An 11,662-nucleotide genomic window follows, 5' to 3' on the forward strand; every position below is an offset into this window, starting at 1 on the left:
ATATCACTTTTTATGATTCTTTCTTAAAATCATTCATCATACGAGTTTGTTCTCTAACTGACTCAGTGTGAATTGCATGGTAAAGCTCTTCCACAAATCGACGATCTAGTGAAAGCTTTTCTCCCTTAGCAATACGATCATTCATTAGAGTATCCATTCTTCCAACTTGAAGAGGAGTGACGTTATTTGCACTCTTTAGTGCTCCAATTTGCTTAACGATATTCATACGCATATGCATAAATTCAAGGATATCATTATCAATTTGATCGATTTTATTTCTAAGTTTATTTAACTCATCTTCAAATCCGTCATTGTGTCCAACGGCATCTCTAACTTGTAGGTGAGTGATAATTTCATGAAGCATCTTAGGTGTTACCTGTTGAGCGGCATCACTTAAAGCTTTATCTGGAGTGATATGAGTTTCAACCATCACACCGTCCATATTCATATCCATGGCCTTCTGACAAACCTCTCCAATAAGATTTCTGTTACCGGCAATGTGTGAAGGGTCACAGATAATTGGAAGATCTGGCATTAATCTTTTAAGTTCGATTGGAATGGCCCAGTATGGTTTGTTTCTGTACTTTGTTTTTTCTGCACTAGAAAAACCTCTGTGAATTGCAGCAAGTTTATCTAGGCCAACATTTGAAAATCTTTCAATAGCACCCATCCAAAGCGCAAGGTCAAGGTTGATTGGATTCTTTACCATAACTGGAATGTCGACACCTTTAAGGGCCTCAGCGATTTCTTGAACAGCAAATGGTGAAACTGTCGTACGTGCACCAATCCAAAGGATATCCACATTGTGCTTAAGGGCTAATTCAACGTGTGAAGCATTTGCAACTTCTGTCGTAATAGGAATATTAAAATCTTTTCTAACTTGTTCCATCCAAGGAAGGCCAACTAGTCCGACACCTTCAAATGTATTAGGGCGAGTTCTTGGCTTCCAGATACCTGCACGAAAGGCGTCCACTTTGCCATTTTCAACTAGCTCTTTTGCAATTTGATATACTTGCTCTTCACTTTCTGCTGAACACGGCCCAGCGATAACAAGAGGCTTTTCATCAATTTTAATCCAAGAGTTTAGTGGCGCTATTTTCATGTGACATCCTTTTAGGCTTTCTTTTTGGTCAAGTATTAAGATAAATTTATATTACTCAATACGATACTATTCAAGTCTTTAACTCATCGAAATTGACTTAAATTTTCTTAATTTATTCAGTGTTTATTTGATGTAAATGGAATTATTTGCTTAGGGAAAGTTATGGGCCAAAATATCGCTAAGTATATCAGGCCCACTATAAGAATTATGGAATATAAATTGCTGAGTTCTTTTCGTTCTCTTTTACTTCAAGACGAGAAATCCATACGCGACCGTCAGTTTTCTTCTTAATAAGTTCAGACATTTTTTCGTAAACGAATTCTGCTGTTCCTTCCATTCCTGCATTCGGAAGAACTCGAAGTTGAACGACACCTGCTTCATCAAGTTTTTTAAACTCATCCATAAATGGATCATCTTGTGATGCAAGGAAAGTGTGATCGAACATATCATCAAGCCAGGCCTTTACATCTTTAAGATCACCAAAGTCCATAACCCACATTTCCTTTGTTAATTCAGAACATTCAAATTCAAAGTGAAATGAGCGAGAGTATCCGTGAACGAAGCGACAGTGTGAATCTGCTTTCCATTGACGGTGTGTACATGGGAAACCATAGAAGTGTTTTGTTGATTTAAAAGTGGCCATAATTATCTCCGTTTAAGTACCTACACACTAGCATAGATCGGGTAATCATGGCCACATGATCTAGTCCCAGAAGGGACTATAACTTGATAGTTTTGATATCTTCATTAAGTTCTTTGGTAGCTTTTTTGGTAAAGATGAGGGTAGGGGAATACTTGAAAGCTACACCCAGAACCAGAAGAGTTTGGATAATGAAGATATTGCGATTAATATCCTGTCCTCCTTCTGCTGCCACGAAGTTTCCAGCTGAGGGAAACCATCTTAGGGCAATAAAGTAAATCGCAACTGGTAAGAGCATATTCACTAGGCCATTGTAGACTCTTTCTTTTGAGTTCTTAGGGGGATTTAAGAACTCATTTAAAAGAGCGAATCCTAAGGACAGTAGTGAAAGGGCTGTAAATACCACGGTCATTACAGGGTTTTGGAAAACTTGAATGGATAAGAGTGCCAAGACACCAAAGAACATATAGCTGAGTAAGCGATACTTCTTGCCCTTGTCATCCTTTTCCGAAAAGAAATCCACTAAAAAAACTAAATTGAATACTGTGAATACGATTGTTATTGTCATGCCCTGCATATCGGGGCTTTTGCCAATGTCTAAACTTAAGAAAATACTAAAAAAGGCTAAATCCTCTTTAACAAATTGCTCTAAATAAGCTACGCTCTGTCCATGACGAATATCATAAGCACGCAGGGTTTTATCATTCACGATCAAGTTTTTGATCAGGCCAATCATATGGAACTTATCTTTTGGATTAAAACACCAGAAGATGTTGTTAAAGTTATTACTTCAAACGAGCGCCCTCTCTTTTTTATTGAAAGTGATGCCAACTTAAATATTAGCTTTCAAGGTGAGAGAAAGAAGTTAAACCTAAAGGCCTTCAATGGTAGAACCTTAGATGGTATTTATTTTAATCGTCATAAAGATCTCATGGATACAAGAGAGCACTTTCATAAAAATGGAATCCGTACCTATGAAAGTGATGTTAGACCAAATGAACGATTCTTGATGGAGAGATTCATTAATGGTGAAGTTCTAATTCAAGGACAAGCTCAAGTGATGGGGAATGTACGTGTTTTTCATAACCCACAAATGAAGGCCCTGGGAATTCACGAGTCCGCCCAAAAGCCTACGCCTAATTTTAATATTATGTCCTTAGATATTGAAACGAGTATGGGAAATGACCTTTACTCAATTGCAATTCATCAAATAGGTGATCGCGATATTAAAAAAGTTTATATGGTTGATGAAAGTGGCCAGTACTCAAATGATGACTTAACAACTTTCTATCGTAGTGAAAAAGAATTAATGATTTCATTCATTAACGATTTTCCTAATTATGATCCTGACTTTATCGTCGGCTGGCACGTTATTGGTTTTGACCTAAAATTCTTAGAACGAAAGTGCCAACAATTTGGTATTAAGTTCAACCTTGGGCGCGATGGCTCTCAAGTTCGTTTAAGAGAAAGAAAGGGCGCCGGTTGGTTTTCAACAATTGCAGGTCGTCAAGTCATTGATGGGCCTCCAACTTTAAGGTCCGCATTCTATCAATTTGAAAACTTCAAACTCGATACTGTTGCTACTGCTGTTCTTGGTGCGAATAAAGATATTACTGAAACAGGGATGGATAAGGTTGAAGAGATCACAAGACGCTTCTTAGAAGAGAAGCATGCTCTTGCAAAATATAATATTCTCGACTGTACTCTCGTTCTTGATATTTATAAGAAGCTAGAAATTATAGATCACCTTTATCGTCGCGTACAACTTAGTGGAATGCTTATTGATCGTCTATCTGGCTCAACACGGGCCTTTGATCATATCTATTTACCGCGTCTTCATCGCAAGGGTTTTATTGCAGGAAATACCTTAGATATCGATAAGGAAAGTGCATCACTTGGTGGACTCGTTATAGAAGGAACCAAAGGATTACATGAAAACGTTGTGGTTCTAGACTTTAAGTCTCTGTATCCAACGATTATAAAAACTTTTAAGATTGATCCTCTGTCTCGTTTAAAAGGAGATGTTAATTCAACAATTCTTAAAAATGGTGTTGCCTTTTCTAAGACGGAACATATTCTTCCTGAACAAATTGACTTTCTTTTAAAGCAGAGAGAAATTGCAAAGACGAGACAAGATAAAAACTTATCACAGGCCGTAAAGATTTTAATGAATTCATTTTACGGAGTGATGGGATCAGGTGGTTGCCGCTTTTATCATGCAGACCTTGCAACCTCAATAACTTCAACAGGGCAGTGGCTTTTAAATGAGTCCATGAATTATGCTCGCTCTCTTGGTTATGAAGTTGTTTATGGAGATACGGACTCTGTCTTTATAAAACTAAAGTTCTTAGAGGTTTCTCAAAAAGATAAAGCTGCTACTGAACTTGCCAGAAAGATTACAACGCATTTAAGTGAACTTATTGAAAGAGATTATGATCTCGAGTCACATCTTGAGATGGAGTATGAAAAGTGTTTTAAGAAACTTTTTATTCCTGAGTCTCGTAGTTCTGAGATGGGTGCAAAAAAACGCTACGCCGGAATTTTTGATAATGGTGAATTATATTTTTCTGGAATGGAATTTGTTCGCTCTGATTGGACGAAGGCCGCAAAGAGTTTTCAATACGAAATTTATAAGCGATTCTTTAATGCTGAATCTTTAAATGAATATATTAAGAATTATGTAAATGATCTTAAAAACGGCCTATTTGATAAAGAATTGATTTATTCAAAGAGGTTATCAAAAGATATCAGTGAGTACACAAAGACAAACCCTCCTCATGTGAAGGCCGCAAGGTTGCTACAAGAAAAGGAGCCTAATAAGAATATCAGGAAAATCGACTACTTAATAACAATGCATGGGCCAGTTCCACTGGACTTTGCACCGAAAGATATCGATTATCAACACTATATTGATAAACAACTGTCTCCAGTGGCAACTGATGTGCTAAAATTTATGGGTATCTCCTTTGACGATATTGTCATGGGTTCACAAATGAGTTTATTTGAATGAGCGAGCAACAAGAAGTAATACATTCTAGAAAAAGCTATAAGAAGAATTGGGCCTTTATGGGTTCTGTGTTCCTTATTATGGCCATCATCTACGTTTTCTTTAAACGAGATCTCTACTTATATGTTTGTGAGCAAGAGAATAACGCCCCGGCCTGTTTCTTATTATCTGATATTTATCAGGATGACGGGGAGCATGCAAAGGCGCAAAAGTATCTTGAGCTATCTTGTCAGAATAAATATGAAATCGCTTGTAATAAGCTAGGCAAGGTACTTCCGGCCACTATCGTGAAATAGCGTCACTTTTATTTCCTTACCATCGCTTGAACTTTTTTCGCTTCTTATATATTCTATTGAGCAGTTCAAAGGGGTTCTGTTTTGATTCGAACATTAATTGATATTTATATTTTTATTCTCATCATTGATGTGATTATTTCTTATATTCCTCAATATAAGTCACATCCAATTTGTATCAGAATTAAGCAACTCTCAGACTACACATGTGGGCCAGTTCGCCGCATGTTACCTGAAATGGATATTCCATTTGATATCTCTCCGATGATTGTCATTTTATTTTTAAAGATTTTCGTCGCAGTTTTTTAGTTTCTTTGTAATTTCAAATTCTTGCCAATACGTATCAAAAGTTATTAAACTATAATCATATGTATTGCCTATGGAGGGGTTAGTGCACAACGAGTTTGATTTTCTTACACAAGAGACTTTTAACCTAAATACACAAGATACTTTTTTGGCCGATGAAGATTTTCGAAATGAATTTCTTTTTGGCTCAGATAGTTTAGAGTCTGAATCAGAGTCGAGAGCAGAATATCCACAAACTTCTGGCTTCGTATACAATATCGTTAAGAGTAGCTCGACATTTTCTATTCGCGGTGTGATCTCGGACAATATTAGCGAAACATTCGAGATGGCCAAGTCTGGTGATCTGACAACGCTAAAGTCACTGAGAATCGATGAGAGTGAAGTGGCAGCAACTCTCTACTATGAAATTTCAAATCTAGATCTTGCTCAAGTTATTTACGATCAAATTTTTAATAAGCGCTTTCCTCTTGAGGAAGACTTAATCTGCAATATTTCTGACCCTGGCTTTAGCTGGTGGTATCAAAGAAGTGATGATGCGATTCGAATTAATTTCAAAAGTCATAAGCTTGAAGGCAGTGGAGAAAGACTGAAATTAGGACCAATTGGCGATGTTTGTATTGCAAGTATCCTATTTACACGTCTAGAAAAGGCCATTGAAGAGAAGATGAATCTTTTAGAATTTAGCATCTCTGAAAAGCATTTTATTATTAAACCAAAAGATCGTTTTCACCGAGTTTTTGAAGAATTGTCACTTATTTTTGAAGAAGGAGAGCTTGATAACGATGCTCAAATTCTTAAAGGGCTAGACGATACTTTGAAATTATACCTAATAGAGTTGGCCACAATCAGAAAATTTTGGCTTCATATTGAAGCTTTAAATACAAATTTTGATTATTCAACAACTCAGAATCTTCTGTCTTAATCGTTAATAAAACGGCCAGAATGCCTTTGTGCGCTTTGTCACGATAAGTTTTCCGTGAGAAAACTACTTGTGTGAAATTTTGAAACGCATTAAAATATTGATATTGGGAAAAAAAGTATTCATGAGGAATACTTCGCAAAAAACAGGATGTAAGTTTGCAGTTTTCACTAGGAAGAAATCGTGGACCTTCTGCGTCAGGGTCTGCATCGAAGACTAATAGTAGTTCAGAGCAAAATTCAAGAAGTGCAGCAATGCAAAAGGCGATTGAGAGAAATCGCGCAAAGATGGCATCAAGAGGTACTTCTAGACCGATGGGAACTCCTCCTCCGACTCCTGGTGCATCGGCAACTGCCCGTCCAAGACCGAGGCCGATGTCTGCTCCATCTCGTGAAGAGGGAGAGTCTAGTGAATCGGGATCATCTGTTTTAGCAAAACTTCGTGCTCAACGCGCTCAACGAGAGGCAAGTGCCGCTCCAAAGCCGGCAGCTGCGCCAAGACCAACTCCGACTCCTTCTGCTGCTTCTGCAAGTGGGACTCCAACAAGAAAACCAATTACTCAAGCTGATAATATTGAAATGTCTTCGCCTCTAAGAAAGAAGGCGACTGCACCGGCAACTGTTAATTATGCAGATCAAACACCTGCAAAAGCAATTGCTAAAGCAAAGACAGCTGTTAGCGCAAAGAGAAAAGTAAAGTCAAAGTCTAAAAAGAAAGGTGAGCTTACACACTGGGGTGTGAAGCTTTGCTGGGGATTTTGCTTATTTCTACTTGGGCGTTTAGTTTTTTCTCAGGGTGGAGTCATTGAGTACTTTGATAAGAAGTCGACACTTGATCAGGCATACCATGAAGTTACTCTGCTAAAAGCGGAGAATGATGGGCTGATGAAAGAGCTTGATCTTATTAGAAATAATCACCGTTACAAGAAGAAGCTTGTACGAGATCATCTTGGGTATATTGCTCGTGATGAGTATCTTATTTTATTCCCAGAGACTTCTGAAACTTCAGGTCAAGGGCTTTCTTCCATCTAAGTTGGGAGCCCTTAGTAATTCCATACTTCTTTGCCATGCCGGCATGTAATTCTAAAACAAATTGACCTTGATAAACCTTTGTCGTTGGAATCTTTTGCGGCTCATTACGACTTGGGTAGTGAGGTAGTGTTTCAATCGCTACAACTTTAAAATTCTTATCTAAAAAAATAATATCGAGATCAAAGTGAGTGTCAGGCATCCAAAACTTTAGAGGCATCTCTTTTGGGTAGACAAAGACAAGACCTTCATCTTTTTTCATTCTATTGGCCTTAAGTCCACTTAGGCCTTGTTGTTTCTCTTCTTCTGACACTGCCCATGAAATATTTATCTCACTATTCTTTGGTGTTAGCAGGGTTTTCTCAGACCACTTCTTATTAATGAATTGGGCATGGGTATGTGTGCCTAGCGTTAATGTCAGAAAGACAAAAAATGTACTGAGAATATGTGAAGAATTTGTTATAAATTTCATACCAAAAAACTATATATCAAGAGGATTAGCATGTCACAGATTAAGGGTTTGATGAGAACTCACAATTTAGGAGAATTAAGGGCCGAGCATATCGGAAATGAAGTAACACTATGCGGTTGGGTAAATAAGAACCGTGACCTTGGTGGTCTAACATTTATCGATTTACGAGATAAGTTTGGTGTAACTCAACTTAACTTCACAAATTTCAAGGGCGACGCTGATCTTCTTAAAAAATGCCACCTTGAATCAGTAATCAAAGTAGTTGGGACTGTTGCAGGACGTCCTGAAGAAGCACTAAATAAAAATATGCCAACAGGTGAAGTTGAAGTTCATGTAACAGACCTTCAAGTTCTATCTGAATGTGATATTAACAATATTCCATTTCTTCCGTACGGTGCTACGGAAGCAACAGAAGATAATAAACTTAAGTATCGCTACCTAGATCTTAGAACAAAGAAGCTTCAAGATATTTTAAAGCTTCGTTCTAAAATCACGCTAGACGTAAGAAATACAATGAGTGCAAATGACTTCATCGAAGTTGAGACGCCAATTCTTTATAAGTCGACACCTGAAGGTGCTCGTGACTATGTTGTTCCATCTCGTGTTCACCCAGGGCATGTTTATGCACTTCCACAGTCGCCGCAAACTCTTAAGCAGCTTCTTATGATTGGTGGAACAGATAAGTACTTCCAAATCTGTAAGTGTTTTCGTGACGAGGACTTAAGAGCTGATCGTCAGCCTGAATTTACTCAAATCGATATTGAAGTTTCGTTCGCTACTGAAGAGTATATGAAAAACCTTGCTACAGATCTTATGAGAAATATTTTTGAGCTTGGTGCTGACTTTGAAATTCCAGTGATGAATTATAACGATGCCATGAGAGACTATGGTTCAGATAAGCCAGATGTTCGTTTTGGTTTAAAGCACCATGTTGTTTCAGAAATCTTCAAAGATACTGACTTTGGAGTTTTCAAATCAGCTATCGAAAATGGTGGCATGGTTAAGACGATGTTCGTACCAGCTACGATGGGAACTTTCTCTCGCAAGATCCTTGATGGATTTGTTGATGTAGTTAAGCCATTTGGTGGAAAGGGTGTGGCCTTCTTTAAAGTTGAAGAGGGGAAAGCATCTGGTGGTATTTCAAAATTCATCACAGATGAAGTTCTAGCTTCGCTATCAAGTCTTTCTGATCTAGATGGTGATGCTGCAAATGGAACATGGCTTTTCTTCGCTGATAAGGAAGAAATCGTTCACGACAGTGCAGATGCTCTTCGTCGTCACCTTGGACGTGAACTTGGTCTTATTAAAGACGGTTATGCATTCCTATGGGTAAATGACTTCCCATGTTTTGAAACAGATGAAGAAAGATTCTATGCAAAACACCACCCATTTACTTCTCCAAAGATTAGTGAAATGGATAAATTCATGAATGAAGAAGTAAATGTTAATAATAAAACTCTTCGTGATCTACCTGCTCAAGCATATGACCTTGTTTGTAATGGTTACGAGCTTGGTGGTGGATCAATCAGAATTCACAATGGTGCAGTTCAAGAAAGAATGTTTGAAGTTCTTGGAATGAGTGAAGAAGAAGTTTCTAGTCAATTTGGATTCTTCGTAAATGCTCTTAAGTATGGAACTCCTCCACACGGTGGAATCGCGCTAGGACTTGACCGTATCACAATGGTTAAGGCCGGAACTGACAATATCCGTGACGTTATCGCTTTTCCAAAAACAACGACAGCAAGTGATATGATGTCGAATGCACCATCAGTTCCTGCAAAAGAGCAGACTGATGAATTACACTTTACTTTTAAATAAGCTTCTATGCCCTTGTTACTAGTAGCAGGGGCATTTAAAGTATCCTGATATGATAAAAAGACTATATGATGAATTCAGAGATGAATGGAAGAGGAGTACTGCGAAATCAGTCATCTTTCAATTTTTAGGAATCATCTCTTTCTTCTTAGTCTACACTTCAAATTTACCCTTGGAAGAAAATGCTAAAACATTTTTGGCCATCTTTTCTTACGTTGTAGTCCAGTGGCTACTTTCAAGCACATCACTCTTTATTTCTGGAATGATGGGGGTTGCTCTAACTGTATTATTTGGAGTCGTTTCATTTGAAGAAGCCTTCAGTAGTTTTAGTTCTCCAATAATCTTTCTCTTTATGGGAGGCTTCTTACTTGCTCGCGCAATGGAGAAGTTAGGGCTGGATCGAAAAATTTCAATCGCTATCTTAAACTCTAAGTTTATCAATGGAAGTTTTAATCGAACTTTGGCCGTTGTCATTGTTGTGACTGCTGTTTTTTCTATGTGGGTTTCAAACTCTGCAACCGCCGCCATGATGATTACGATAGCTTTTGGGATCCTTAAATCATTTAAAGTAAAAGAAGAAATTACAAAGCAGTACTTTTTACTGATTATAGGCTATGCCGCAACAGTAGGGGGAATGGCTACTCCTATTGGTTCTCCTCCGAATTTAATTACGATGGGACTTCTTGAGCAGCACACTGGTCAGGCCTTAACATTTTGGGATTGGTTTAAGTATGGAATGCCTTTGAGTTGTGGCTTTATGGCCATTCTTTATTTCTATGCAAGGACAAAGATCACGGAAGAAGTGCCAAAGGTTAATAAAGAAGATTTAATTTTAAGTCTAGGAAAAGATTATAAGCTTTCAAACAATGAATTTCGCCTAATGGCTATCTTCTGCCTAACAGTGTTCTTTTGGTTTGCTCCAACTATTTGTACTTTTGTTCTTGGAAATGAAAATGCATTGGCAATTTATGTAAACAAATATGTGACGCCGGCGATGGTTGCTATTCTTGCGTCTTGTAGTCTTTTCATGTTTCCAATCTACAGTCGCTCTAAGCTCCTTGATCAAGAGGATATAAAGAAGATTGACTGGGGAACTTTACTGCTTTTTGCATCCGGACTTTCTCTAGGAACGACACTCTTTAAAACGGGGATCGCAGAGTATGTTGGACATAATCTTATTACTTTATTTAGTGATTGGAATTTCTCTATTATCTTGATCCTGATTGTTGCAGTAACAATTTTGCTAACTGAGCTTGTTAGTAATACAGCTGCTGCAAACATTCTTGTGCCAATCCTGATTGCAGCGGCATCTCAGGCAGGCTTCTCAACGTTGACGGCTGCATTTGTCATTGCCTTTAGTTGTAATATGGCCTTTATGCTTCCTGTTGCCACGCCACCTAATGCGATCATTCATGGAACGGGCCTGGTTCCAATGAGTCGAATGATTTCATTTGGAGTTATCTTAAATTTGACTGCTTTTGTCGTTTTAAGTGCTATTGTCGCATTTTTCTAGGGACTAAAACATTCTGTAGACCTGTATCAGTAGGGGTTTTGAACTCTTGTAAGAACTTTGTTGCACGAAATCATAGGGGCAGATAAAATAGAATATTATGGCCCTTAGTTTAGAAAAAACTTTTATTAAAACGACAAAGAATAAGATTAAGAATCGTATTGAAAACTCTGATGAATCATTACTTGAGATTATTCTCGATCACAAAGAGGAGCGTTCTCGTCGTACCCAAAAAGGTGAGCATAAGGCCTGTGTGAAAAGACCATGGGACTCAAGTGATAGTTCTCAGCGTGATCTCTTTAATGGTAAGAGCGAAGGCTATAACAAGTCTAAGGTCGCAAATAAAACGGTCATGAAGCCGTATCAAAAAGAAAATGAGGGGAGTCGCTCAAGTAAGTCTGCGAGCTGTGACGAAAAACTAAAGTCACGAGTTCTTAGTCGTGCTAGCGAAATCTTCGCCAACCTTGATCTTTAGTTTTAAGTTTTAGGGGCGCGGCTGAGCTCAACAAACCAGTGCGACATTCTTTTTATAAAAGATCTCGTAAGGACAATTATAATTTAGTGTCTTAC

General features: G+C 38.0%; 12 protein-coding genes. 8 read left to right on the top strand and 4 right to left on the bottom strand.

The genetic code is table 11. The features are described 5' to 3' along the window. Positions 1-10 precede the first annotated feature (10 nt). The 3 genes from ABMA76_RS10760 to ABMA76_RS10770 form a co-directional block, all read right to left on the bottom strand. The gene (locus ABMA76_RS10760; RefSeq protein WP_393061585.1) at positions 11-1,102 is read right to left on the bottom strand and encodes a chorismate mutase; all 1,092 of its coding nucleotides are present in this window, start codon (positions 1,100-1,102) and stop codon (positions 11-13) included. 205 nt (positions 1,103-1,307) lie between these two features. After that, positions 1,308-1,745, bottom strand: a complete 438-nt coding sequence (locus tag ABMA76_RS10765) for a 6-carboxytetrahydropterin synthase (protein ID WP_392857154.1) — start codon at positions 1,743-1,745, stop codon at positions 1,308-1,310. A gap of 76 nt (positions 1,746-1,821) precedes the next feature. Beyond that, positions 1,822-2,478 (bottom strand): hypothetical protein, encoded by a 657-nt coding sequence (locus tag ABMA76_RS10770; protein ID WP_392912301.1) that lies wholly within the window; start codon positions 2,476-2,478, stop codon positions 1,822-1,824. Between ABMA76_RS10770 and ABMA76_RS10775 the strand changes: the two genes are divergently transcribed. From ABMA76_RS10775 to ABMA76_RS10795, 5 genes are all read left to right on the top strand, one after another. After that, positions 2,479-4,752: a DNA polymerase II gene (locus tag ABMA76_RS10775; RefSeq protein ID WP_393061587.1), complete on the top strand. Its 2,274-nt coding sequence runs from the start codon at positions 2,479-2,481 to the stop codon at positions 4,750-4,752. Then, positions 4,749-5,045 carry a hypothetical protein gene (locus ABMA76_RS10780; protein WP_392912306.1) on the top strand — a complete coding sequence of 99 codons (297 nt, stop codon included), beginning with the start codon at positions 4,749-4,751 and terminating at the stop codon, positions 5,043-5,045. Before ABMA76_RS10775 ends, ABMA76_RS10780 begins: the two co-directional genes overlap by 4 nt. Before the next feature lie 81 nt (positions 5,046-5,126). Beyond that, positions 5,127-5,351: a YggT family protein gene (locus ABMA76_RS10785; RefSeq protein ID WP_392857147.1), complete on the top strand. Its 225-nt coding sequence runs from the start codon at positions 5,127-5,129 to the stop codon at positions 5,349-5,351. Positions 5,352-5,433: 82 nt separating this feature from the next. Then, positions 5,434-6,270 (top strand): hypothetical protein, encoded by an 837-nt coding sequence (locus tag ABMA76_RS10790; protein WP_392912308.1) that lies wholly within the window; start codon positions 5,434-5,436, stop codon positions 6,268-6,270. Between the two features lie 155 nt (positions 6,271-6,425). Next, positions 6,426-7,298, top strand: coding sequence for a septum formation initiator family protein (locus ABMA76_RS10795; protein WP_392912309.1), 873 nt, complete (start codon positions 6,426-6,428; stop codon positions 7,296-7,298). On the opposite strand, the gene ABMA76_RS10800 is transcribed toward ABMA76_RS10795, so the two are convergent. Next, positions 7,243-7,767: a DUF192 domain-containing protein gene (locus ABMA76_RS10800; RefSeq protein ID WP_392912311.1), complete on the bottom strand. Its 525-nt coding sequence runs from the start codon at positions 7,765-7,767 to the stop codon at positions 7,243-7,245. The genes ABMA76_RS10795 and ABMA76_RS10800 overlap by 56 nt on opposite strands. Positions 7,768-7,797: 30 nt before the next feature. On the opposite strand from ABMA76_RS10800, the gene aspS reads away from it, so the two are divergent. The 3 genes from aspS to ABMA76_RS10815 all read left to right on the top strand — a co-directional run bounded on the left by aspS (position 7,798) and on the right by ABMA76_RS10815 (position 11,567). After that, complete coding sequence (gene aspS, locus ABMA76_RS10805) at positions 7,798-9,585, top strand: aspartate--tRNA ligase (RefSeq protein ID WP_392912313.1); 1,788 nt, start codon at positions 7,798-7,800, stop codon at positions 9,583-9,585. Positions 9,586-9,634: 49 nt separating this feature from the next. Continuing rightward, positions 9,635-11,095, top strand: coding sequence for an SLC13 family permease (locus ABMA76_RS10810; RefSeq protein ID WP_392912315.1), 1,461 nt, complete (start codon positions 9,635-9,637; stop codon positions 11,093-11,095). Positions 11,096-11,192: 97 nt separating this feature from the next. After that, positions 11,193-11,567 (top strand): hypothetical protein, encoded by a 375-nt coding sequence (locus ABMA76_RS10815; protein WP_392912317.1) that lies wholly within the window; start codon positions 11,193-11,195, stop codon positions 11,565-11,567. The last annotated feature ends 95 nt before the right edge of the window (positions 11,568-11,662 follow it).

Origin of the sequence: Halobacteriovorax sp. ZH5_bin.2, from assembly GCF_043196375.1 — a bacterium.
GTDB lineage: Bacteria > Bdellovibrionota > Bacteriovoracia > Bacteriovoracales > Bacteriovoracaceae > Halobacteriovorax_A.